This is a genomic window from Varibaculum timonense, from assembly GCF_027694345.1.
Classification (GTDB): Bacteria; Actinomycetota; Actinomycetes; order Actinomycetales; family Actinomycetaceae; genus Varibaculum; species Varibaculum timonense_A.
The window spans coordinates 163,383-186,520 of record NZ_JAQEVU010000003.1 but is presented as its reverse complement, the minus strand read 5'-3'; the positions used below and the strand labels follow the sequence as shown (position 1 = coordinate 186,520).

The window sequence follows — 23,138 nt, the reverse complement described above, 5'->3', positions numbered from 1 at the left end:
AGAATTCGGAAAAAGACCGTAGGCATTTTCCGAATTCTTATGCCCTAAGCCTTGATAGATTTCTTATTTTGCTGCCGGGTATCCGAAGCTATGAGCTTGTGATGAAAGGTCTGTCCACTCGGATAAAACTTACCCCCCGCTATATTAAGGAGTTTTCCGGATTGGAACCTGAGGAAAAGACTGTCTCCAACGTTTCGTTAGTATCTCCATAAGTTATATAGATCCAAGAAAACTGTTGTGGTTTGGTAAATCTGCTGCGAACCTTGGGGTTGCTAATGCTTGACTAAGGCTAGCCTTACTTGTTAGGGTTTCGGTATGGAATCAGCATCTTCTTTGCCGCAATCCAATCGCTCAACCAGTACTGCTGCCGGACATTGGGTACTTGCTCGTGCCGGTAAACGGGTGCTTCGCCCTGGCGGGTTAAAACTGACGAAAAGGATGTTGAATGCTGCCGATATACAGGGAAAACAAATTGTTGAGTTTGCTCCTGGTCTCGGTCGTACTGCCCAATTAATTGTCACTATGGGCGTAGCCTCCTATGTAGGTGTGGATCAGGATTCGGTGGCAGTTGAACGGGTGGAAGCCCTCGTGAAGCCCCATGGTGGAAAAGTAATTAATGCCAAAGCGCAAGACACCGGGTTGAGCAGTGAAAGTGCCGAGATAGTGGTCGGTGAGGCGATGCTGACCATGCAAGGTGAAAAAACCAAAGCTAAAATAGCTGCTGAGGCGTTACGTCTCCTTAAGCCAGGGGGGCGTTACGTCATCCATGAGCTAGGGCTCACCCCGAATGATATTGACCCATGGGTGGCTGACGGTTTACGTAAGCAGTTAGCACAGACGATTCGAGTAAACGCGCGTCCGCTTACCGAGAATGAATGGCGTACTGTGCTAACGGATGCAGGTTTTGAGGTGGAATGGATTGGTTGTGCACCGATGGCGTTACTATCTCCCAGGCGTAATCTTGCTGATGAAGGCATCTTGGGGGTTGGGCGGATTATCCGTAACCTAATCCGTGATAAAGAGCTACGAGCCCGAGTAATGCAGATGAAATCCACTTTCAACAAATACCGCAACCATCTGACTGGAATCGCGCTAGTAGCTAAGAAACCATCCAAGTAATTGATTTCCCTAATTCCCTGAAAGGTCACCGTAATGTGCGCTGAAGCTTCAACATCTTCTTCTCTAGGCTTTATCAACAACCTAGCGAATGAAATCGAGTACGCGGAAGGCTCAACTGTTTCAAAAACCCTGCTACGAGCTGAGGGTGTCAATGTCGTGCTATTTTCTTTCGCTGCCGGCGAGGAGCTCTCCGAGCACACTGCTGCAATGCCGGTGCTTGTCGAAACCCTAGAAGGCGAGCTTGAAATCACGGCTGATGGCAAAACTATAACTCTGCTACCTGGTGGTTTAGTGCATTTCACTACCAGATTACCGCACGCTGTCAAAGCCATCAAACCGTCAAAAATGGTGCTGTACATGCTGGCAAGACCCCAACCCCAAAGGAACGGCGAGTAAAAAGAGAAATCACACCGTTTACTTTTACCTTTCAGGCCGGCTAGCTCCCCGCTAACCAAGCTGCAACATAAGCGTGCGAAGGAGTTATCGGCGGGAAAAGGGTGCAAGAAGTATCCGCCCAGCAGGATAGGAGTTAGTAAGATAAGTATTCTGGGAGAGTGCGAGAAATTTTTGTAGGGAGCGGGGAGTAAGTTTTTCCTCCCGCCCAAGAATTCGGAAAAAGACCGTAGGCATTTTCCGAATTCTTATGCCCTAAGCCTTGATAGATTTCTTATTTTGCTGCCGGGTATCCGAAGCTATGAGCTTGTGATGAAAGGTCTGTCCACTCGGATAAAACTTACTCCCCGCGACCACCAAAGCGAGCGTAGCTGAAAAACACTCCTCACACTGCAAGCGCTCAACCCCAAAGGAACGGCTAGTCAAAAGAGCAATCACACGGTTCAGTTTTATCTTTCAGGCCGGGAAGCGCCCCGCTAAACTAGCAGCAACTTAAGCATGCGAAGGAGTTATCGCTGGGCCAGGGGTCGAAGAAGTATCCGCCCAGCAAGATGGCGTCCGGCTATAAAAGAGATCACGAGAGCGTGGGGGCAGTTTTTGCCGAAGGGTAGGCTCCGGGCACTAAATCCGTGAAAACGCGGATGCGTTTTCCGGATTTCGGGGCGTGAGGTAAAAACTGCCCCTACGCGTATCCAACAAAACTACTTAGTACGGGATGCTAATAGCGCGGAGGCTTCTTGGCGCGCGGTGCCTTCCTCGCCAAGTCTCTCCAGATTAGCGGGGAGCTCCCGGTCTTTCGCCTGCATGGCGCGCGCCCACAACCTACCTGCCCGGTAGGAAGAACGCACCAAGGGGCCGGCCATTACTGCCGAAAATCCCAGGTTATAGGCATAGTCGGAGAGCTCTACGAACTCGGCGGGCTTTACCCAACGGTCAATCGGGTGATGCAGGGCGGAGGGACGCAGGTATTGGGTGATAGTCATAATATCGACTTTGGCATCCCTCAGGGCGCGCAGGGTGGCCTCGATTTCTTCGCGAGTTTCTCCCATCCCTAATATCAGGTTCGATTTGATAATTAAACCGGCATTGGAGGCGGCCTCCAACACTTGCAGGGAACGCTCGTAGCGGAAGGCGGGGCGGATCTGCCGGAAAATCCGGGGTACGGTTTCTAGGTTGTGACCGAATACTTCCGGGCGGGAGGAAAACACTTCTTCTAGGGCGCTAATGTGTCCCCGAAAATCATCTACCAGCAGTTCTACCCCGGTATTGGGGGATTTAGCGTGTATCTGGCGGGCAGTTTCCGCATATAGCCAGGAGGCTCCATCGGGCAGGTCATCGCGGGAAACCCCGGTGACTGTAGCGTATCGCAGCCCCAATTCGGCAACCGAGTCCGCGACTCGGCTCGGTTCCTCCCGGTCGTATTCGCTGGGACGTCCAGTAGCGATATCGCAAAAGTCGCAGCGTCGGGTACAGACCGCTCCGCCTATTAGGAAGGTGGCTTCTCGGTCTTGCCAACATTCATAGATATTGGGGCAATTGGCTTCGGCGCACACGGTGTTTAGTCCGGAGCGGCGCACCAGGTGCCGCATATCCATATAGTTTTTCCCGGAAACTACCTTGGTTTTTATCCATTCGGGCTTGTTTTCGATCGGGCTTAACGAGTTCCGTGCCTCTACCCGTAATAATTTGCGCTCGCCCACCTCAGGAAGTGTAGACATTTTCGTCCTCCTGCCCTTGAACCTCACCTCTAAAGTAAGGGGTGTCTAAGTTGCGGCGTAACCCGGCGATTACGGGGGAGCGCATAGAGTCTACAGTTTCGCTGCATCCTTGTTCGTTCATGGAAGTTACCCAGGCATCGGCGAGACCGCAGGGAATTATCCGGGTGAAATCGCTAAACGTGGGATTCACGTTGAGGGCGAAACCGTGCATGGAAGCACCCCGCGCAGTATGAATCCCGATGGCGGCAATCTTCTTATCGATTTCCCCCGGTTTCAATACCCAAGCTCCTGCTCGTCCCTTGATTCGCTGCGCGCGAATCCCGTAGGGTTCCAAAGTGTCGATTACTACCTGTTCTACGGCGCGAATAAAACGAATAACATCCAAAGGCTCGGGTAGTTTCACTATCGGGTAGCAAACCAGTTGTCCCGGGCCATGCCAAGTAACTGAACCGCCCCGATTTACTTCGATTACCGGCACATCTTTATTGGGTACATCTTCCGGTTTGGTGTTGCGTCCCACGGTGAAAGTGGGGGAGTACTGCACTAAGAGTGCCGTGTTTTCTCGCTTTCCCGCTGCCACCTCGGCATGTATCTGTTTATGCAGGGTATCGAGGGCGCGATAGTCCTGCAGCTGCCCGGTTAAATCCATTATTTGCACGCTTTCCAGCCTACCTGCTTTAATTGGCTTAGTCGCTCCCTGGAGGACGGAAGCGGGAACTATAAGCCAGCAACGAAATCCGCTAGGATCTTTTCCACCTGGCGAGTTTCTACTAAGAAACCGTCGTGACCAGACGACGAGGTTACTTGCTGGTAGCGAGCTCCCGGGATTTGGCGCGCTAGTTCCGCGCATTCTTCCACCGGAAATAGGCGGTCAGAATCTACTCCAATCACTAGGGTGAGAGCCGAGATGGAACCGGCGGCGCGGCGGGTACCGCCGCGCCCGCGACCGATATCGTGAGTAATCATCGCACGAGTTAGCGCCCGATAAGATCCAGGATCAAAACGTCGCGTCAGTTTTTTCCCGTGATAATCCAGGTAGGATTCCACGGCGTAGCGTCCTCCTGCCAGGGGATTTTCTCCTTTTTGGGGACTATGCCCAAAACGGGTGTTTAATTCGCTGCTAGTTCGATAGGTGGCGTGCGCGATTTGCCGAGCCAGCGCCATACCCGGGTTACCCGCTTGTTTATCGGCTGATAAATAATAGTCTCCACCGGCAAAACTGGGGTCTAACTCTTGGGCATTTACTTGCATATGTGCCCAACCGGTCTGGTCGGCGCTGGTCGCTGCGGCCGTTGCGACCAGCGCCAATGCCCGCACTCGCTGCGGATATAAGCACGCCCACTCGAGGGCGCGAAATCCTCCAGCGGATGGCCCTACTACCAGTGTCCACGACAGTATTCCTAGCTGTTTGCGCAGCTTATTTTCTGCCCGCACCTGGTCGCGGGTAGTGATTTCGGGGAAACGAGACCCCCAGGGCAAACCATCGGGCGCCGGCCAAGCGGGGCCGGTAGACCCTTGACATCCGCCCAGGCAGTTAGGAGCCACCACAAAGTAACGGTCAGTATCAATCGGTTTACCTGGTCCTACTACCCGCTCCCACCAGCCGGCAGTGGGGTGCGCCGGGCTTTGCAACCCAATCACATGAGAGTCCCCGGTCAGGGCGTGTTCAATCAATATCGCATTGGAGGCATCGGCGTTCAGTTTCCCCCAAGTTTCATAGGCCAGGTAACCTCCGGGCAGGCTGCCTCCGTTTTCTAAAGGTAATTCCCCAAGGGAAACGAATCGGCGGTTACCGGGATCGTCACCAGGCAGCCAGGCGGGATTATTTGCCCAGTTAGTGCCGGGATATTGCCTGCGGGGATTAAAGATTTCGGTTTTTGTCCCACCGGCGGTTTTTTCTTTTAACGCTGTAGGCATTGAGATTTCTCCAAGCTAATACCGGATTTCTGTCTTTTATTGCAAAAGCGCAAGCGCCACTTATTTCTTAATCGCTGCGAATCCGGCTTCCAGATCAGCGATAATGTCTGCTACGTCCTCTAAACCGACTGAAACACGTATAGTGGATTGGCTGATACCAGCTGCCGCCAACTCTTTTTCGTTAGCCTGCGAATGGGTGGTGGAGGCGGGGTGGATAACCTGCGAACGTAGATCCCCCAGATTTGCCACGTTAGTTAGTAGCTGCAAAGCATCCACAAACGCCTCCCCATCGGCGCGGTTCCCTTTAAGGTCAAAAGCCAAAACCGCGCCCGCACCGCCGGGGGCATATTTTTGCTGCAAACCATGGGTAGGAGAGGAGGCAAGCCCCGAATAGCTAACTGATGTTACCTGCGGATGTGCTTCTAAGAACTCTGCTACTTTTTGAGCATTCTCCACATGGCGCTGCACCCGCAGTGACAGGGTTTCAATCCCGATATTTACTAGGAAAGAGTTAAACGGGCTGGCCGCGAACCCAAAGTCGCGCAGCCCCTGCACCCGGGCTTTAGTAATAAACGCGGCCTCGCCGAGGTCTTTATAAACCAAGCCGTGATAGGACGGATCTGGCTGGTTGAACTGGGGGAAACGGTCCGGATCAGCTCCCCAATCGAAAGAGCCGCCATCAACGATTACCCCTTGGATAGAGTTTCCATGTCCACACAGGTATTTCGAGGCCGAATGCACCACAATATCGGCGCCCCATTCTAAGGGACGGGTCAGATAGGGGGTGGCGACCGTGTTATCCACAATGAAAGGTACCCCTACCTGTTTTGCAACCTCGGCTACGCCCTCGATATCGAGGAAATCATTTTTGGGGTTAGGAATAGTTTCGGCGAAGAAAGCAATGGTGCGTTCATTGGTTGCTGCCTCCCACTGCGCGCCGTTGGTAGGGTCAGTAACAAAAGTGGTAGTGATGCCATAGCGGGGCAGGTTATTCGCCAAGAACGCCAAGGTTCCCCCATAAAGCGAGGGAGAAGCCACAATATTGTCTCCCGCCTGGGCTATCGTCAAAATAGTCAGCGCAATCGCGGCGGCTCCCGAGGAGGTAGACAGCGCTCCCACTCCGCCCTCTAAAGAATTAACTCGCTGCTCGAAAACCTCATTTGTGGGGTTGTTTAGACGAGTGTAGATGGGGCCGGGTTCTTTTAAGGCGAAGCGATCCGCGCCCTGTTTCGCGTCCTTAAACACATATCCGTTGGTTTGGTACAGTGGAGGCACCGGGGATCCGGCTTCTTTATCGGGACGGTATCCGGCGTGAATCTGGCGAGTGTTGAAACCCCAGTTTTGCTTAGTCATTTTTATTTATCCTTTTCAGTAGATTTGGGTTTTTCTAAAACGTTTGCCAATAGTCCACTTTGGATAAACAAAAAGCCCGGCAAGGCAGTCCAAAGGGACTTTCTTTGCACGGGCAAACGCGTCGCCGCCTAGGGGCGGACTGGGAAGAGCTGACCGTGCGGGTCAGCTGAACATTCGACGTGTCATGCCCTCAAGATAACCTGGTGTTGCCTGTCAATAGCAAGCCAATCTTAGAAGTTGAGAACTAAGTCACTATTTCGATAAGAGGAAAATTCGCAATTCTGTGTCCTGTAACGGCTGAAAAAGCTGTCCCCAAAGGTTAATCTGGAGGAAAGAGTAACCGCAAAGGAGAAATCATGAGCAATGACAGCTTGCCCAGTGTAGATACCAATGCTGACCCGGTAGTGACCTGGAATGTTCAAGAGGGCGCGATGGTGGCTGCCAAGCTCGATCCCAGGACGGTGTGCCAGTTCTTTAGGGAACAAAATATCGTTGCCGAGGCAGATTGGTTTCCCGATACCCCGCATTTGCTGGGCGTAAATGTGCTACGCAACCAGGCTGACGGCCTGGCATCTTTAGATGAGGCAGAGGAACCGCTGCGGGTGGGGGCAGCGCTCCCGGAAGTGGTAGAACTGCTGGCAGAAAAGTTTGCTGCCGACGTTTCCATCGGGGAATATCATGCCAATAAACTACCTTCCGATATGCCTCTTCCCTCCCGGTCAGGTGATAGGGAGCAACCGGTACGAGTAGTCGAGATTTCTTCGATGCCGGTTTCTTCAGTTCCGTTTTGCGCGGCTGCGGAAGGGAAAACCCTGGGGTGTGTGACCCTTCCGGAAGGCCGGATTGCTCTGTGCTATGAAACGATTCGCGCGGATATTGTAGAAGGTTCTTTGATTTCCCGGATTCCCGCGGTGGGACTGTATGTTTCTGCCCATGATCAGCGGGTGGTGGCAGTTACTTCCGATGAAGTTGCCGACCCAGAGAAACTGGCAATTCACTCCTGGTTACTCCAAACCCAGGTGGTTCCCGGAGCAGTAGAGAATCCCGACCCGGCACTGGAAGAACAGATCCGGGAATACCTTGGACACTCCTCCTCGCCCAACCGGATTGCTGAAACCGCCGGGTGTGACGCCCACCAATTAGCGCAGACTTTCAAAATTGCCGGTCAAGATGGAATGGTGCGGGCGATTGAAGTTATGGGGCTACCAGCTGAGGCCGCCGCTTTCCTCTATGGGCGACTTGAGTTAGAGGACGTGCCCGGGATTGAAATCTTCCATGAACCCGGTTGGGCGCGTGCCATGGGGCACAGCGTAGATATGCGGATATTGCATTCTGACGAGGACGCGAAAACTCCTTTCGGTATCCTACGGAAGCTAGAAATAGAGCATCCCACTTTGATGAAAGTGGCAAATGTTGCTCAAATGGCAGTAGGGGTGGGCTTAATTGGTGCTGGCCTAATCGGTCTCGCAGGTAAGAAACGTTTCTCAAAGCTTTCCCTGCTGGGCGGAGTAATGCTTTCCCTAGATGGGGCGCTACGTTTTTCGGTTATTCACCACATGAAGAGTCGTCTATTAGGAGATATATAAGGATTCTGTTGCCCACTCTAGTGGTCAGCTGTGAGCGGATTAGCACTCCGACTAATTGCGTTGCCATTGGCTGTTGTCTAGCTGTTATCTAGTGGGGAAACCCTCAGATTAGCGGGGATTGCGACGAGAATCCTGCAATGAGCGCAGGTAGGCTATCCGTTTTTGATGCCAGGAGATTCGTTTGTCAATCCAAGCTGCAACTTTACCTTGCCACGGTTTCCCGGTAGCCGAGCACAGGGCTAAACGCCACCTGGGCGCTTTACCCAAGGGAGATTCCGGCGGTAAATCGGTGTCTTTGGGGTGTTCTAGGTCCACTATTCCGCTTAAGCGGTGATGCGCCCAGTCTAAAGTGAGCGGGTTGGAAAGGGAAACGTAGTTCGGTTTTTCGTTCGCATGCACGTCCTCGGCTTCGCTAACCGCTAGCGCTTTCGGAGGATTTGCGATAAAAGCACAGGTGATCAGCATTACTCTCGAAAGTAAGTTAATCCACAGCAACAGGGTGGCAATAGCTGCAAAAGAAGCTAGCAGCGGGTTATTCACCGCTCCCACAGCCGAAGTGCCCAGTGACCGAATGAGGGTGGAGAGCAAACCGAAAACTGCTAACCCCAAAAGTAAATCGGTTCGCGGGACTCTAGCTAGAGCCACGAAGCGGATTAACACCCACAGAACCAAAGCGTCAATGTCGGCACTGATTAGAAAAGAACCGAGACGTATCGCCAGAGAAGCTAGGGCAGATTTAATTCCTAACATTCCTAAAATATCGTTAGCGATAACCGTATTAGCTAAGGTTAAAATCCCGCTTGCCGCTACTCCCAGGCAGATAGTTATAAACCCTAAAAGGTCTCGTAGTTTCTCTACTGCTGCTCCCGAGGGAACTTGATCAATTCCGAACATTGCCCGGATTGATGATTTCATAGCTTGCATCACTGAGGTCGCGGAAAAAAGTAGCACCACTACCGCAATCACCCCGGTCAGTGAAAAAGAAGTTGAGAGCACTAATTGTGAGGGGTCTACAATTCCGGATGACCCTTTCCAGCTGAGCACTCCCGGTAGTGCGGATGCTAGGGAAGAAAAAACTGCGTCTTTTAACTGCGGGCTACGTCCCAATATCCCCAGTAAAACCGTGAGTGCGATAGTGAGCGCCGCGGCCAGGGAAAAAATAGCCGAATAGGCGATACCGCCCGCCAATAGCGCGCCGCGTCCACTGCTATAACGCAAGAGGCTCCGCACTACCCGAGTGCGCTGTATCCATTGGATAAAAACTTTAAGCTTTCCACCCAGCCTATCCTCGGCACTTACATCACTAAGAGTTGGTGAAAACTGTTCTTGATGGCGGGTTTGAACTGGGAGCTCGGTAGGGGAAGAACTAGCTTGCATATTCTTAATCTAGCGGTTCTGTCTTACTAAAGCATCTGTAAGTCTTGTGGTGGCTGGTCTGGGACTGGCTGGCAGGATTGGTGTTGGCTGTTATTGTTCCTGGTTGTGACTCGTGAAGCGTTTGACTGTTGTGTCTTTCTCAGGATTTGTCCAGCGAGGGGCGATGCGGCCGATACCGCCTGGCCCACGTCGGTAGCTTAATCAGAAGATTGTCCGTTTTGAATACGTGACTCGTTACAGACATGTTCCGAGGTGATTCCTTCCCAGGTCAGTATCGGCCTAACGGTCGTTTCTATTCGTACGTACGGAAGGTTAGACCGCTATGACTATTGTTGCTCATGTTCATCCTTATGTCGTGGGTGTTGACACCCACGCTCGGCATCACGTGTACTCAATCGTTCAGGCAAAGACAGGTGAACTGCTTGAATCGCAGAAGTTCCCGGCAACCGAGGCGGGAATTAATCGCGCCATGACATGGGTGTTGAAACGGACAGAGTCTAAGATGCAGATATTGTGGGTTATCGAGGGAACCGCCTCATATGGTGCTGTCCTGACTGGCAAGGTTCTGGCTGATGGTTTCGAGGTTGCAGAGGCGCCTCGTGTTGATTCTCAGCACCGGTATGGTTCAGGAAAGACTGATGATATGGATTCTTTTCAGATGGCTCGAACGGCTGCGGGTCTACCGGTTGATAAGCTACGTAGACCACGCCAGGGAAGCGGTGTTCGCCAAGCCGTCAAAATACTTGTAGCGTCACGAGAACTAATGACACGTGAACGCACAAGTTATATCAACGCACTCACCGCGTTGGTGCGAAGTAATTCCCTTGGAGTAGACGCACGCCACGCGTTATCAAGAATACAGATTGAACAGATTTCAGCGTGGCGCCAGCGTGAGGAGACTGTCGAGCTTCGAATTGCACGGGTCGAAGCTAAACGGCTTGCCTGTCACATTTTACGGCTCGATGAACAGTTACGTTCCAATGAAAGCGAGCTAGTCAGTCTTGTCAAGATCAGTGAAGCAGCCCCGTTGTTGCAGGAGAAGGGCTTTGGTGCCGTTAGCGTCGCGAAGTGTCTCGCGGCTTGGTCTCACTACGGCAGGGTACGCACTGAAGCAGAATTCGCTTCACTAGCCGGAGTCAATCCAATCCCTGCATCATCCGGTAACACGGTTAGACATCGGCTCAACCGAGGAGGAGACCGGAAACTCAATAGCGCGATACACATGGTTGCGATTGTGAAAATGACCCATGACGAAGAAACCAGAGCATACGTCGCGAGAAGACGACAAGAGGGAAAAACCGACCGTGAAATCCGGCGCTGTATCAAACAGCTATATCGCTCGTCACGTCTACCGTACCCTCAACACACAACACATGAACCACACAACCACTTGACAGATATAGAAGAATCCTGGGAACGAACAAAAAAGCGCGAGAAGAGACAAATAGCAACAAAATAGGGTAGGCTAAAGAAAAGTTTCCTGTTTCAATGGAGAGAGCCATGCTAGCGCATCAGCGGCACGATGAAGTTTTACGGCAAGTAAATATCAATGGATCCGTGCGGGTTACCGACTTGGTAACCGAGCTGGGCGTATCGGAAATGACGGTGCGGCGTGACATTAGTTTGCTCGCAACTCAGGGCAAACTAGAGCGCGTTCACGGAGGGGCAGTCCGCCTAGAGGATATAAACTCCGCCCCTTCTGCTCTCAGTGCTGTTCCCAGTAATGAAGAGAAAATCATTGCCCAAGCGGCAGCTGAAACTATTCGCCCAGGTTCTAAGCTCTTTATTGGTGCGGGTGGAAGCGGTCGCTGTCTCGCAAAGATAATCAGCGAAAGTGAAATCTTCTCCTCTTTGACGGTGGCAACCAACTATCTGCCTGCGATTCGGATTCTTGATGAAGCCCAGCAGATGCAGCGAGATAACGGCAGGGCTCATGCTGAGGTTATTTTCTTTGGGGGGCAGCCTTCTGGGCATGAAACTTTAGGTTCTTCCACCGTGATTACTGCCTACAATTTTCATTTCCATTCCGTATTTATCGAAGCCGAAGGCATTGACGCTCAAACTGGTCTTAGCTGCAATAATCTAGATAAAGCTATGGTTGAAAAAGTGCTGATTGAAAACAGTGAGTTCGCTACCGTTATGGTGCCAACCCTGGCGTGGCGAAGGTCAGCGCTAGGGGTGGTCTGTCCTTTAAATCAGATTTCGCGAGTCATATCGGTTAGTGCCCCGCCTAGCGGAATAGCCGAGAGCCTCACCGAGGCGCAAGTAATGGTGGATATTCGCGAGCCTTAGTCGAGCCTCGCCTTAACCCAGGCTATCCACGATATTTTTAAATTATGAGCCTACATGTAATCATTCCTGCCGGAGGTCCGGGTAGTCGTCTTTGGCCCTTGTCCAGAACAGCTCAACCCAAATTCTTACTTGACTTGCTGGGGGAAGGGCGTAGCCTCTTGCAGGCAACTGTAGACCGACTCAGCCCCCTAGCTGCGTCCTTAACGGTAGTAAGTGGAACTGTTCACCGCCAGGCAATCGCTGCCCAAAACTTGCCACAACGGTTAGTACCAGGTTTAGACAATCACTATCAGGTGCTGACTGAACCCAGTAGGAAGAATTCTCTGGGTGCAATTGCTTGGGCGGCAGCTAGGCTACAACAAAAATATGGTTCAGTTATTGCCGGCTCTTTTGCTGCCGATCATGCGATTGCTGATGCGGATGCTTTTCGCCGCGCCGTATCGGCTGCAGTTAAAACGGCAGAGGAAGGAAAAATTGTAACTATAGGAATAGCTCCTAGCTATCCTGCCACTGCTTATGGTTATATCTGCGCTTCCAATACTGTTTTGAGCCCGGAAAATAGCCGGCCACAAGTTTTGTTAGCCAACAGTTTTAAAGAAAAGCCTTCACAGCCGGAAGCCGAGAGTTATCTAGCGGAGGGAGGCTATTTCTGGAACGCCGGAATGTTCGTATTTAACACCGAGGTATTCTTGTCGCGCCTAAATAATTTGCATCCCCAATATTATGAAACGATTCAAGAAATGGTGCGGGTAAACCCGGGGACTGCAGATTTTACTGAGCTTTGGGAATCACTGCCTTCCTACCCCATAGACACTGCGATTGCAGAACCAGTAGCCGCTGAGGGCGGGGTAGCGGTAGTCTCAGCCGAGGACTTCGGCTGGTCCGATGTGGGAGATTATCGCTCCCTGGCTACGGTGCTTCGCAAAGATAACCCCGATGCTTGCATAGTTCGAGGCAGTGGTAACAGTGAACTACTAGCCAGCCCCGGTGCTTTTATCGATCACGAGGGCGAGGAAAAACTGCTGGTGGTAGGGATACCTAACGCGGTAGTAGTGCGCCGTGGGGATGTAACTTTGGTGACTACCACGAAGAGCGCACAACACCTTTCAAAGGTTGTCCCCAGTCAAGGGGAACTGCAATGAAAACGCTTCGCCGGCTACTAGCGAGCTTTTTTGCTGGATTAGCCCTTGCCGGTTGCGCGGGAACCAACGTTGCGCCCTCGGGATACACCAATGCTGCTGACTTTAGAACCTGTCTACTCACTGTAGGCAAAGGTGAGCTCGGTTCGATCAATGAGGGCGCACTTAAGGCTTTAGAGGATGGAAAGAAAAGGCTAGGGGTAGCGGTTCGCGCCGACACTGTGAAATCTGCCGATAAAATTGAAGAGGCGATTAAACGCGATATTTCCGCTAACTGTTCCCTGATAGTCGGGGTAGGTGAAGCATTTGTTAGCCAGGTGATGAATCAGTCGAAGTATCATCGGTCGCGGCATTTTGCCCTGTTACTGCCCCCAGGCAGTAAGGCACAAGCTAGTCGAGACAATGTGGCGGTTGTTAGCTACGATTTGAGCCAATCTGCCTATGTGGCTGGATTTGTGGCGGCAGGAACCTCGGCTAGTGGTCAGGTGGCGGCAATTGCCGGGGCAAAGAATGAACTCAATCAAGCTTTGCTCTCTGCCTTCGCGCAGGGGGTAGCTCGCTATAATGCCGAACAGCTCAGCGAAGATGCTAAAGCAGTAAAGGCTAATGTTAATACCTTTGGTTCCGGGCTGTATTTAGGGGATAAGGTAGATGATGCCCAGCTGACTAGCCAGGTTGAGACGTTGGTAAAACAAGGCTCGGACGTTATCTTTTTTGCACAGGGCGCGCAAGGCGGGGGAGGTATCAAGGCGATAGTTAAAGCGAATCAAGAAAAACTTAAAGCTGCTCAGGAAGCTGCTGAAGCTGCAAAAACGGCCGCCAGCTCGCCCTCGTCCTCTCCTGAAAAAAGCGCTTCCCCTAGCGAGGGGGAACGCATTTCCGCCATTCCAACTGAAAGCAGTATCCCGGTAGCTACCCCCAGCGTCACTACCAGTATTTCTCAATCAGATGCGCTAGGGACTATCACCGCGATTTGGTATTTAACCAATGGGCATGAAACTCAAACGAAAGTGGCAGGTTCTAAGCCCCCGATTCTCACATCGATTGTTCCAGATTTATCGCAGGCAATGATTTCTTTAATCGAAGATGCACGTAAAGATAAGTTTGCCACGAACTCTACCCAGATTTTGGGGAGCTATAAGAACGGGTGGGTGGGGTTAAGTCCATTTTATGAATATGACTCTACAGTGCCCAATGAGGTTAAGAAAATGGCTAAGACAATAGAGGAAGAATTTCGGCAGGAAACCTTGAAACTGTAGCTAAAATACTGCTGATGATTTTACTCAGATTTCAAGGGCGGATACTCAGCCGTAATGCCTGCACGCTTCGCTGCAAAATGGTGGGAATACTTTTACGGTAAGTCGGGATATAGTTCGTGGATAGCTGCTGCCAGGTCGATAAGCTCTTTCTTGCTCATTTCGATTACCAGGCGACCGCCCCCTAAAGCGGGAAGTCGCAGCACCACTTCGCGACCTTCTTCCGTACGAGCCCCGTCCTCGGCTACCTCTAACGGACCATCTCCGGTTCGCGGTTTCATTGCTGCCATGCTGACCCCCGAGAGATAAAAATAGGACTAAAAATTAAAGCTTACTCAGCTAATTATAGCAGATGGTGTCCTGCTTAGCTTTGGCTATTTTGGGAGGGAAATGGGAATTCGGGCAGCTGCTAGTTATTAAAACCAGTGGGGTGTTAGGGTTAAATAATGGATGTGAAACGATATCCCGGTTTTGCGGTTCGTTTGACTGTCTATACTTTCGGGCATTTTTTCTTTGAATTTGTGGCTAACTATTTCATAATCTCTCTAATTGCGCCCCAAATTACTTCATACCCGCAGATGATTACGGTGTTACTACTTTACAATATCTGCGACTATGGTCTGCAGGTATTGATTGGTCTACTAGACGATGTGGTTCACCGTAACCATTTTTTCGCTGCTTTTGGAGCGGCGCTATTTATAATCGGGTATTTTTGTAGTCCCATTCCCTTGCTAATGGCGGCGGTTGTAGGGACGGGGGCTGCTTTTATCCATGTTCCTCTGGGACGTCAGCTTTTACTTGACCGCCCCGATAGTTACGCGGCCTTGGCTCCTTTTGTAGCCTCGGGGTCTTTCGGGGTGTTTTTAGGGCGGAAAATAGGTCTAATCCATGTGGAGATGGCGGGGGTGATACTTGCTTTAGCCCTGGGGATGATGTTTCTACTGATTGCGGTAGGGACAGGGGAGCGAACTGGGAACGCTGATATCGAATCCTCCCGCCTCGGCTACTACGAAAAATACTCCACCAGCTACCAGTTCTACTCCCTCGGCTACAACATCCACCCCGACGCAGACATCTTCTGAGGAACAAACTACCAGCGCACCAACTAAAGCAACCGCTAGCAAGCAAAGTTCTCAAAACCAGGGAGTTAGCAAGGCGCTACTAATCGCTCTAGTAGTGCTTTTAGGGTTTATCTGCATAATCTCGGTTCTGTTGCTTTACTTGCTGTTTGTGAAAAACAAGCACAGGCAATCTGATTTCCCAGGTTATCCTCGCTAAAGGTGATTGCAGCAGCGGCTTTTACATTTCAAAATCTACCTACCTTTACTTCGCGTTCATTTTGCCCAAGGACAAACTGGTGCTGCGTTCTATAGAGGACGGGGGTAGGGGGCTAGCAATCTTTCGGGGCTTTGCCAATAATCTGCAAAGCCTCGGCAGGGGTATCTACCAGCTGCAATGCCGCGAGCTCTTTTTCTGTAATCATCTGGGAGCTAATTGCTTGTTCACGCACCCAAGACAGCAATCCGCTCCAGTAGTTTTTGCCAACTAGCACTATTGGGAAGGACTTAATTTTTCCGGTTTGTGCCAGGGTGACCGCCTCGAAAAGCTCATCTAGAGTACCGAATCCTCCCGGCAAAACTATAAAACCTTGAGCATATTTTACGAACATAGTTTTGCGAGCAAAAAAGTAGCGGAAGTAAATTCCCAAAGAAACCCAATCGTTGAACATTTGCTCGTGGGGCAGCTCGATACCAAGCCCCACGGAAATACCGCCGGCTTCACTACAACCTTTAGAAACGGCCTCCATTTGTCCTGGGCCCCCACCGGTTAGAACCGACCATCCGGCTTCAGCAAGCAGTTTTCCGGTTTCTTCTCCGAGGGCGTAGCTAGGGGTATTGGGGGCGGTGCGCGCTGAACCGAATACCGAAATTGCCGGGCCTAGTTCGGCTAGCGCCCCGAAACCCTCCACGAATTCGCTTTGAATACGCAAGACTCGCCAAGTGTCATTGTGAAGCCATTCAGTGTCTTTTTGTGGGCGGAGCAGGCGTTGCTCGGAAGTCTCGGTAGGTAATAACGGTTGGCGTAACTGGATAGGACCGCGCCTATAGATTCCATCATTTTTAAAACTTCTCACTCGCGCAGCATACCAGGAGAGGGTTTAAGCCAGGGCTAACTGCGCCGAAGAAGCCAGAGAAAACTCTGCTCCGGGAATAAAACGCGTTGAGTCAATCGCAAAAAACTGGAACAAATTTATTCTGGCGGACAGTAAACCCCGACCGCTAAGCCGTCCCCGCAGGTTAAAACATTGGAAATAAAGCGTTCATCACCAAGTAGGGAAGTGACTGCCCCACGCATTTGGGTAGTTTCCATTTCGCGGCGTGCGGGGTCTCCGACTTGATCCATCCAGAGGGAGTGTACGATTACCACCATGCCGCCCGGTCTTAACATTCGGGTTGCCTGTTCAATATAGCTGCTGATTTCCCGCACATCCCCATCGATAACCACCATGTCATAGGCGGCTTTGGCCATTCGAGGAAGTACTTCCAGAGCGTGCCCATTGATTAGACGAGTGCGGTTAGATTTTTGAGTTGCCACTCGAAACGCGCTACGAGCCGCAGCCTGGAATTCTGATTCGGAGTCAATAGTGGTTAATACCCCGTTCTCACTCATTCCAGCTAGCAGGTATAACCCGGAAACCCCCGCGCCAGTACCAATTTCAAAAACTGCTTTTGCGCCACAAGCTGCCGCTAGCATTCGCAAAGCTGCCCCGGTGGCGGGAGAAACTGGGCTAGCTCCCATCTCTACGGCGGCGGCGCGGGCTGCTACCATTACCGCGTCCTCGAAAACTTGAGACTCGGTCCAATCCCAACTTAAAGCCTTGCTGTTGTTCATAGTTACTTCCTTGCTAGCGGATTTACGCTTTAACCAGTTTAGGAAAATTTAAAAGAGCCTAGAGCGGTTTGATACCGAGACTGCGTCCTGCCAGAGACTGGGTGCGTTTAGCCAGTGCCTGAGCTACCTGGCTAATAGCCTGAGATGCCGGGGAATCCGGGTGGGTGGTTACCACAGGTCTGCCCTGGTCAGAGCCTTCTCGCAAAGCGATATCTAAAGGTACTTGCGCCAAAAGCGGAACCTGGTATCCCAGTTGGGAGCTAAGCCGTCCCGAAACCATGTCTCCGCCGCCACTGCCAAATAGCTGCAATTTGCTACCGTCTGCTTGGGGTAAATAAGACATATTTTCTATTACCCCAATTACCCGCTGGTCGGTTTGGGAACCGATAACCCCGGCACGCTCGGCGACTTCTGCGGCCGCCACTTGTGGGGTGGTTACTACCAAAATCTCTGATTTGGGCAGTAATTGGGAAATCGAGATGGCTACGTCACCGGTTCCTGGGGGCAAATCTAGCAATAAAACATCCAGGTCACCCCAGTAAACATCGGCTAAGAACTGCTGAAGGGCGCGGTGTAGCATCGGGCCGCGCCAAATAACCGGTTGCCCATCTGGTACAAACATTCCGATAGAAATTACTTTCACCCCACCAGCAACTGGGGGCACAATCATGCCATCAATAACTGTCGGTTCTTCGCTAACCCCCAGCATTCTGGGAATCGAAAAACCGTAAATATCAGCGTCAAGAACCCCGACTTTCAATCCCTGCATGGCAAGAGAAAGCGCCAGGTTAGCGGTCATTGAAGATTTACCAACCCCGCCTTTACCGGAAGTAATGGCATAGATTCGGGTTAGATTATCGGGTTGGGTAAAAGGAATCACGTTTTGCGGTCCGGAAAGCTTCTCTTTCAATGCGGCACGCTGGTTTTCATCCATGACTCCCATTTCTACAGTCACCGAACCTACGCCAGGAACTTTAGAAACTTCTGCTTTTACGTCCTTTTCAATTACGGCTTGCAGCGGGCAGCCCGCGATAGTTAAATCTACCCCAACTTTAACTGCTCCACCAGCGTCAATAGATATTTCGCGTACCATATCTAAGTCGGTGATTGACCTGCCCAACTCGGGATCGATTACCCGTGAGAGCGCTTGCTTAACTGCCTCTTCATTTAACTCACTCATGTCTTTATCCTATATTGACTGCGGTCCTTGCTCACTTTCACCAAGAACTATGAATGTTTATCCCGCTCTAAGTGGTTATTATTTTGCTCATGGTCGCGGAGGCTGGAGTGTTTTTCTTCTTCCCGGATTTCCTCAAGGAGGTCGCGAAGTTCTGCCCGCACAAAGTCACGGGTAGCAACCTCAGACATCGCAATTCTTAAAGAAGCGATTTCGCGGGTTAAGTATTCAATCTCGGCATGATTGCGGACAGCGCGCCGCCTGTCCTGCTCGGCGGAAACTCGGTCACGGTCATCTTGACGGTTTTGCGCTAAAAGAATCAGGGGAGACGCATAGGAAGCCTGCAAAGAAAGCATTAAGGTCAGAACCGTAAATCCCAGGGTTGCACTGTCAAAGCGCCAAGCCTCCGGAGCCCAAGAGTTCCAGGCTAGCCAAACAATTACGAATACGGTTAAGTAAACCAAAAACTGGGGAGTCCCCTGGAAACGAGCAAAAGATTCCGAAGCCCGCCCTACGCCCTCGGACTGCAAATTAATACGCGGAAGTCGAAAACGACGTTTTCTTTCACGCGGAATATCCAGCCTATCCGTCATCTTCGTTCCTGTCCCTTTCCATAGCTAGGTCAGTTTCGTGTTCATCAGCATCGCGCCAGTCTTCAGGCAAAAGATGATCGAGGACGTCATCGACACTAACTGCCCCTAAAAGATGTCGATTCTTATCAACCACGGGTACCGCTGTGAGGTTATAGGTGGCAAGTAACCTGGTGACCGTGCCAATTCCTGCCGATGGGTCTACGCCTTTTAAGTCGTCATCAAGAATTTTACCCAGTAGTGTTTGCGGAGGTTCCCGCAGAGCTTTTTGAATATGAACCGCTCCCAGAAAACGCCCGGTTGGGGTTTCGGTGGGGGGACGACAAACACAAACCATGGCGGCGAGGGCGGGGGGAATATCTTGGCGGCGCACATGGGCTAGCAGGGTGGCAACATCGGCGTCCGGGGGCAAAATCACCGGGGTAGTGGTCATTAGACCACCCGCAGTGCGTTCGCCATAAGCCATTAGGCGGCGCACGTCCTCTGCTTCCTCCGGTTCCATCTCGGCCAATAAAATTTGCGCCTGCTTTTCTGGTAGCTCATTTACCAAGTCAGTGGCATCATCTGGTTGCATCACATCTAAAACATCGGCAGCTCTGGCAACATCTAAAGAAGTTAAAATCGAAACTCGATCCTCTTGCCCCAGCTCTTCAAGGACATCGGCTAATCGTTCATCTCCTAACTGCGCTGCTACTTCGATACGGCGCTCTTCAGGAAGGTCCGCGAGAACATCTGCCACATCTGCGGCTTTTGCGTCCTCTAATTGGGTTAAGAGGGTGGTGGCTTCCTGAGGAAGAACTGATTTACGCAGGTGGGTTACCTCTGAAGGATCAACAAGTAGGGTTTCGCCGCGGCTAAGAGCCAGTGCCGAAGTAATGCGTTGCACATAGAGCTTAGTTATATACCAGTCGCGACGGTCATCTTGCTCCATACACATATCCTGGATTTTTACCTCTCCAGAACCGTCCCGCATCGACAGCACCCGATCCATGAGTTCGCCCATCACCATGGTTTCTGCAACTCGCTGTCTAAACTGGCGGATATTAACTAATCCGGTGGTGATGACCTGTCCCGGTGCGATAGCCACTATTCGGGTTACAGGGACAAATACGCGCCGGTGGGTGGCAACTTCAACTACTAATCCCACCACGGTTGGCAGTCCGGTAAAGCGTAGCACCGTGATGACATCGGTTACTCGCCCAATATTGTCTCCGACCGGGTCGAATACGCGGGTTCCCGCCAGTTTCCCGATAAAAACCCGTGAACCGATAGGTTTGATTGAGTGCTTGACGTGCTCCATAACTCTAACTTTACGTGAAGATTCGCACCGGTAAAGCTGTAAAACTTAATAGTCAGTTTTTAATATCATTTTATCTTTTAGGCTTCTAAGATCTGCCCCAGATTAGACGCTGATTCGCCCCTGGCTAAACCCGCCTGTTCTACGCTAATCGCTTTTGCATTTAAGCAGCTTAAAAGGCAAACTGTGGCTATGGCTCTAATTCCAAACCGTATGATAACTACCGCTCCCACCGGGCAGGACTTAGCGATTTTTTCTTCCCGAGAAAGCGCAGAAGAAGCCATTAATTATTTGAAATCCAAAGATTTCCCTATCCAAAATCTGGTTTTGCAAGAACGGGGATTGACCCGCTCAAACCAAGTTCTAGGGACAGTAACCTGGCCTAAAGCCATGATTTCCGGGTTTATCCGCGGGCTAATTATGGGGATATTTTTTGCTCTCCTGTTTATGATTTGGAAACCTGCCCTGTCGGTATTTGCTCCTCTAGTGGTGTTTACATTCGCGTTTTTAAGAGCGATAGAACGGTTGATAGCCTGGGCAATTCATTCTTCCGCTACCGGCGCACCCATCGCTTTCTCTTCCGCCTTTACCGCTCAAGAACAGGTGTTAATGGTTCGGGAAGACTATTTTACGGCTCGCAGGTTTCTATTAGATAATCCCCGTTTTCAAACCGCAGTAATCGAACAAGATACCCCCACTGCCGCCACTAACAGCGAGTTCGGCTCGGGGATGGATGAGCAACCTCGTTTCGGAGTGCGCCTTAGTCCCGATGCGCGCAGGCAACTTCGTGAACAACAAACACAGCTAAAAGATGACTCGGATTCGGCAAATAACCTTGCTGGTAACGGTCAAGTTAATCAGGACGCTACCGGAAATAATGCGCAAGATTCTCCTCAGATAGAGGAAACTCCTTCCAAAGAGCTAAAAAGCTAGCCACCCGGATAAACGCCGGATTGTACCGGTATAAACAGTGACTTAAATGACGTCCGTTAGTACTGGTAGAGCTGGTAGAGGTATATTTATTTTAGTTCCGGCGCAGGTTCTAATCCCGCCGGTTTTTTCATGTCCGAGATACCACTTGGAACGGCTATAAGGAGGCGCGAATGGAAGTTCGCCAGGATTTGCGGAATGTGGCAATCGTTGCCCATGTAGACCACGGGAAAACTACCCTAGTGGACAAAATGCTTTGGCAGTCCGGAGCGTTCGGAGACCACGCGAGTGTAGAAAAAACCGGGGAACGGGTGATGGATTCTGGTGATCTCGAACGGGAAAAAGGGATTACTATCCTGGCAAAAAACACTGCCGTTCACTATGCGGGTAAAGCCGCTCAAAAGGTCGGAGTCAGCGAGGGGATTACCATTAACGTAGTAGATACCCCCGGTCACGCCGATTTTGGTGGGGAAGTAGAGCGCGCCCTCTCCATGGTGGATGGGGTAGTGCTGTTAGTAGACGCCGCCGAAGGTCCCCTACCACAAACCCGATTTGTGCTGCGCAAAGCCTTAGCGGCACGCCTGCCTGTAATCGTAGTGATAAATAAGGTAGACCGCCCAGATTCGCGTATCGACGAGGTTGAAGCCGAAACTGTGGACCTGCTTTTGTCCCTGGCTCAAGACCTAGTTGATGAGGGTGAAGAAGTAGATTTAGATGCTCTGCTCGATGTTCCAGTGCTCTACTGCTCGGCGAAAGCCGGATGTTGTTCGTGGAAAAAACCCGGCCGCGGTGAACTCCCCGGAAATGACCTGCACGACCTATTTGACGCAATCATTAACCGGATACCTGGCCCCGAATACGACCCGCAAGCTCCCCTGGCTGCCCACGTAACTAACCTGGACTCTTCCCCTTTCCTAGGACGCTTGGCTCTGCTGCGGATTCACAACGGTACTTTGCGACAAGGCGAACAAGTAGGGTGGGCTCGCCAGGATGGTTCAATAACCAATGTGAAACTAACCGAGCTGCTAGCCACCTTCGGTTTGGAACGCCAAAGCGTGAGTGAAGCCCACGCCGGAGACATTGTGGCAGTGGCAGGTATCCCGGACATTACCATCGGAGAATCCCTAGTAGATTTGGATAATCCCCAGCCGCTACCCTTAATCACGGTAGATGATCCGGCTATCTCGATGACTATCGGAACTAACACCTCTCCGCTGGCCGGAAAAGTCAAAGGACACAAGCTCACTGCCCGCCAAGTTAAAGACCGTTTAGACCGCGAGCTAATCGGTAACGTGTCTTTGCGGGTGCTCCCAACCGAACGCCCCGATGCCTGGGAAGTTCAAGGGCGTGGGGAACTGGCGCTAGCGATTCTAATTGAGCAAATGCGCCGAGAAGGCTTCGAGCTAACAGCCGGAAAACCGCAGGTAGTTACCAAAGAAATCGATGGGAAGACCTGTGAACCTATGGAACTAATGACCATCGATGTGCCGGAAGAATACCTGGGTAAAGTTACCGAACTGATGGCGGCACGTAAAGGTAAATTGCAGACCATGTCTAATCACGGCACCGGTTGGGTGCGCCTGATTTTCCGGGTTCCTGCTCGCGGGCTGATTTCATTCCGTTCCAAGTTCTTAACCGAAACTCGTGGCTCGGGGATTGCTTCTTCTATTGCGGACGGCTATGCCCCTTGGCAGGGTGCTATTACGCGCCGTCAAAGCGGCTCTTTGGTTTCAGATCGCGCCGGGAAATCTACGCCTTACGCTATGATTCAGCTGCAAGAACGCGGTAGTTTCATTATTCAACCCGCTAGTGAGGTTTACGAGGGGCAAGTGGTGGCCGAAAACCCGCGCGGGGAGGATATGGACGTTAATATCACTCGCGAAAAGAAACAAACCAATATGCGCTCGTCTACTGCGGAAGCCTATGAGGGGCTGATTCCGCCGCGCATGCTCACCTTGGAAGAGTCTTTGGAATTTGCGGCCGAGGACGAATGCGTGGAGGTTACCCCGGAAGAAATCCGAATCCGCAAAGTGGTATTAAGTGCGCAAGATCGTTTCAAAATTGCTTCGCGTCGGCGCCGCCAGGAACGCGACGAATAGCAG

The 23,138-nt window shown here is 51.4% G+C and carries 20 protein-coding genes and 1 pseudogene; 10 read left to right on the top strand and 11 right to left on the bottom strand.

Annotated features, from left to right (window positions below; genetic code table 11):
- Positions 1-315: 315 nt before the first annotated feature.
- Positions 316-1,119, top strand: coding sequence for a class I SAM-dependent methyltransferase (locus PG728_RS03600; RefSeq protein ID WP_072509554.1), 804 nt, complete (start codon positions 316-318; stop codon positions 1,117-1,119).
- Positions 1,120-1,152: 33 nt separating this feature from the next.
- Positions 1,153-1,515 carry a cupin domain-containing protein gene (locus PG728_RS03595; protein WP_270625899.1) on the top strand — a complete coding sequence of 121 codons (363 nt, stop codon included), beginning with the start codon at positions 1,153-1,155 and terminating at the stop codon, positions 1,513-1,515.
- A 698-nt stretch (positions 1,516-2,213) separates the two neighbouring features.
- Here PG728_RS03595 and lipA read toward each other — a convergent pair.
- From lipA to PG728_RS03575, 4 genes are all read right to left on the bottom strand, one after another.
- On the bottom strand, positions 2,214-3,230 hold the full coding sequence (gene lipA / locus PG728_RS03590) for a lipoyl synthase (protein ID WP_270625898.1): 1,017 nt from the start codon (positions 3,228-3,230) through the stop codon (positions 2,214-2,216).
- Positions 3,214-3,879, bottom strand: coding sequence for a lipoyl(octanoyl) transferase LipB (gene lipB / locus PG728_RS03585; RefSeq protein WP_270625983.1), 666 nt, complete (start codon positions 3,877-3,879; stop codon positions 3,214-3,216). The genes lipA and lipB overlap by 17 nt, the downstream gene beginning before the upstream one ends.
- Positions 3,880-3,947: 68 nt before the next feature.
- On the bottom strand, positions 3,948-5,147 hold the full coding sequence (gene metX / locus PG728_RS03580) for a homoserine O-acetyltransferase MetX (protein ID WP_270625897.1): 1,200 nt from the start codon (positions 5,145-5,147) through the stop codon (positions 3,948-3,950).
- A gap of 60 nt (positions 5,148-5,207) precedes the next feature.
- Positions 5,208-6,500 (bottom strand): O-acetylhomoserine aminocarboxypropyltransferase/cysteine synthase family protein, encoded by a 1,293-nt coding sequence (locus tag PG728_RS03575; RefSeq protein ID WP_270625895.1) that lies wholly within the window; start codon positions 6,498-6,500, stop codon positions 5,208-5,210.
- 356 nt (positions 6,501-6,856) lie between these two features.
- On the opposite strand from PG728_RS03575, the gene PG728_RS03570 reads away from it, so the two are divergent.
- The gene (locus tag PG728_RS03570) at positions 6,857-8,086 is read left to right on the top strand and encodes a hypothetical protein (protein WP_072509559.1); all 1,230 of its coding nucleotides are present in this window, start codon (positions 6,857-6,859) and stop codon (positions 8,084-8,086) included.
- Positions 8,087-8,194: 108 nt separating this feature from the next.
- On the opposite strand, the gene PG728_RS03565 is transcribed toward PG728_RS03570, so the two are convergent.
- Complete coding sequence (locus PG728_RS03565; RefSeq protein WP_072509560.1) at positions 8,195-9,463, bottom strand: YihY/virulence factor BrkB family protein; 1,269 nt, start codon at positions 9,461-9,463, stop codon at positions 8,195-8,197.
- Positions 9,464-9,785: 322 nt separating this feature from the next.
- On the opposite strand from PG728_RS03565, the pseudogene PG728_RS03560 reads away from it, so the two are divergent.
- The 4 genes and pseudogenes from PG728_RS03560 to PG728_RS03545 all read left to right on the top strand — a co-directional run bounded on the left by PG728_RS03560 (position 9,786) and on the right by PG728_RS03545 (position 14,153).
- A pseudogene (locus tag PG728_RS03560) lies at positions 9,786-10,857 on the top strand (IS110 family RNA-guided transposase).
- Positions 10,858-10,963: 106 nt separating this feature from the next.
- A complete protein-coding gene (locus PG728_RS03555; protein WP_270625894.1) occupies positions 10,964-11,755 on the top strand; it encodes a DeoR/GlpR family DNA-binding transcription regulator in 792 nt (263 codons plus the stop codon).
- A 44-nt stretch (positions 11,756-11,799) separates the two neighbouring features.
- Positions 11,800-12,897, top strand: coding sequence for a mannose-1-phosphate guanylyltransferase (locus tag PG728_RS03550; RefSeq protein WP_270625893.1), 1,098 nt, complete (start codon positions 11,800-11,802; stop codon positions 12,895-12,897).
- Positions 12,894-14,153, top strand: coding sequence for a BMP family lipoprotein (locus PG728_RS03545; protein ID WP_270625892.1), 1,260 nt, complete (start codon positions 12,894-12,896; stop codon positions 14,151-14,153). Before PG728_RS03550 ends, PG728_RS03545 begins: the two co-directional genes overlap by 4 nt.
- A 92-nt stretch (positions 14,154-14,245) precedes the next feature.
- Here the strand turns inward: PG728_RS03545 and PG728_RS03540 are convergent, their stop codons facing one another.
- Complete coding sequence (locus PG728_RS03540; protein WP_072509564.1) at positions 14,246-14,440, bottom strand: DUF3117 domain-containing protein; 195 nt, start codon at positions 14,438-14,440, stop codon at positions 14,246-14,248.
- Between the two features lie 156 nt (positions 14,441-14,596).
- Here PG728_RS03540 and PG728_RS03535 point away from each other — a divergent pair, with 156 nt between their 5' ends.
- A complete protein-coding gene (locus tag PG728_RS03535) occupies positions 14,597-15,232 on the top strand; it encodes a hypothetical protein (protein ID WP_270625891.1) in 636 nt (211 codons plus the stop codon).
- A gap of 308 nt (positions 15,233-15,540) precedes the next feature.
- On the opposite strand, the gene PG728_RS03530 is transcribed toward PG728_RS03535, so the two are convergent.
- The 5 genes from PG728_RS03530 to PG728_RS03510 all read right to left on the bottom strand — a co-directional run bounded on the left by PG728_RS03530 (position 15,541) and on the right by PG728_RS03510 (position 20,109).
- Complete coding sequence (locus tag PG728_RS03530) at positions 15,541-16,284, bottom strand: LOG family protein (protein WP_072509568.1); 744 nt, start codon at positions 16,282-16,284, stop codon at positions 15,541-15,543.
- 116 nt (positions 16,285-16,400) lie between these two features.
- Complete coding sequence (locus PG728_RS03525) at positions 16,401-17,042, bottom strand: O-methyltransferase (RefSeq protein ID WP_270625890.1); 642 nt, start codon at positions 17,040-17,042, stop codon at positions 16,401-16,403.
- 58 nt (positions 17,043-17,100) lie between these two features.
- Positions 17,101-18,222, bottom strand: a complete 1,122-nt coding sequence (locus tag PG728_RS03520; RefSeq protein ID WP_270625889.1) for an Mrp/NBP35 family ATP-binding protein — start codon at positions 18,220-18,222, stop codon at positions 17,101-17,103.
- A gap of 47 nt (positions 18,223-18,269) precedes the next feature.
- Positions 18,270-18,812: a DUF1003 domain-containing protein gene (locus tag PG728_RS03515; protein ID WP_270625888.1), complete on the bottom strand. Its 543-nt coding sequence runs from the start codon at positions 18,810-18,812 to the stop codon at positions 18,270-18,272.
- Positions 18,802-20,109: a magnesium transporter MgtE N-terminal domain-containing protein gene (locus tag PG728_RS03510; RefSeq protein WP_072509572.1), complete on the bottom strand. Its 1,308-nt coding sequence runs from the start codon at positions 20,107-20,109 to the stop codon at positions 18,802-18,804. The genes PG728_RS03515 and PG728_RS03510 overlap by 11 nt, the downstream gene beginning before the upstream one ends.
- A 189-nt stretch (positions 20,110-20,298) precedes the next feature.
- Between PG728_RS03510 and PG728_RS03505 the strand changes: the two genes are divergently transcribed.
- Positions 20,299-21,039: a general stress protein gene (locus PG728_RS03505; RefSeq protein ID WP_072509573.1), complete on the top strand. Its 741-nt coding sequence runs from the start codon at positions 20,299-20,301 to the stop codon at positions 21,037-21,039.
- A 170-nt stretch (positions 21,040-21,209) separates the two neighbouring features.
- Positions 21,210-23,135 carry a translational GTPase TypA gene (typA, locus tag PG728_RS03500; protein WP_270625887.1) on the top strand — a complete coding sequence of 642 codons (1,926 nt, stop codon included), beginning with the start codon at positions 21,210-21,212 and terminating at the stop codon, positions 23,133-23,135.
- The last annotated feature ends 3 nt before the right edge of the window (positions 23,136-23,138 follow it).

Coding starts and splice junctions, on each gene's coding strand:
- PG728_RS03600 (WP_072509554.1), top strand. CDS start 316: ATGGAATCAGCATCTTCTTTGCCGCAATCCAATCGCTCAACCAGTACT.
- PG728_RS03595 (WP_270625899.1), top strand. CDS start 1,153: ATGTGCGCTGAAGCTTCAACATCTTCTTCTCTAGGCTTTATCAACAAC.
- lipA (WP_270625898.1), bottom strand. CDS start 3,230: ATGTCTACACTTCCTGAGGTGGGCGAGCGCAAATTATTACGGGTAGAG.
- lipB (WP_270625983.1), bottom strand. CDS start 3,879: ATGGATTTAACCGGGCAGCTGCAGGACTATCGCGCCCTCGATACCCTG.
- metX (WP_270625897.1), bottom strand. CDS start 5,147: ATGCCTACAGCGTTAAAAGAAAAAACCGCCGGTGGGACAAAAACCGAA.
- PG728_RS03575 (WP_270625895.1), bottom strand. CDS start 6,500: ATGACTAAGCAAAACTGGGGTTTCAACACTCGCCAGATTCACGCCGGA.
- PG728_RS03570 (WP_072509559.1), top strand. CDS start 6,857: ATGAGCAATGACAGCTTGCCCAGTGTAGATACCAATGCTGACCCGGTA.
- PG728_RS03565 (WP_072509560.1), bottom strand. CDS start 9,463: ATGCAAGCTAGTTCTTCCCCTACCGAGCTCCCAGTTCAAACCCGCCAT.
- PG728_RS03555 (WP_270625894.1), top strand. CDS start 10,964: ATGCTAGCGCATCAGCGGCACGATGAAGTTTTACGGCAAGTAAATATC.
- PG728_RS03550 (WP_270625893.1), top strand. CDS start 11,800: ATGAGCCTACATGTAATCATTCCTGCCGGAGGTCCGGGTAGTCGTCTT.
- PG728_RS03545 (WP_270625892.1), top strand. CDS start 12,894: ATGAAAACGCTTCGCCGGCTACTAGCGAGCTTTTTTGCTGGATTAGCC.
- PG728_RS03540 (WP_072509564.1), bottom strand. CDS start 14,440: ATGGCAGCAATGAAACCGCGAACCGGAGATGGTCCGTTAGAGGTAGCC.
- PG728_RS03535 (WP_270625891.1), top strand. CDS start 14,597: ATGGATGTGAAACGATATCCCGGTTTTGCGGTTCGTTTGACTGTCTAT.
- PG728_RS03525 (WP_270625890.1), bottom strand. CDS start 17,042: ATGAACAACAGCAAGGCTTTAAGTTGGGATTGGACCGAGTCTCAAGTT.
- PG728_RS03520 (WP_270625889.1), bottom strand. CDS start 18,222: ATGAGTGAGTTAAATGAAGAGGCAGTTAAGCAAGCGCTCTCACGGGTA.
- PG728_RS03515 (WP_270625888.1), bottom strand. CDS start 18,812: ATGACGGATAGGCTGGATATTCCGCGTGAAAGAAAACGTCGTTTTCGA.
- PG728_RS03510 (WP_072509572.1), bottom strand. CDS start 20,109: ATGGAGCACGTCAAGCACTCAATCAAACCTATCGGTTCACGGGTTTTT.
- PG728_RS03505 (WP_072509573.1), top strand. CDS start 20,299: ATGGCTCTAATTCCAAACCGTATGATAACTACCGCTCCCACCGGGCAG.
- typA (WP_270625887.1), top strand. CDS start 21,210: ATGGAAGTTCGCCAGGATTTGCGGAATGTGGCAATCGTTGCCCATGTA.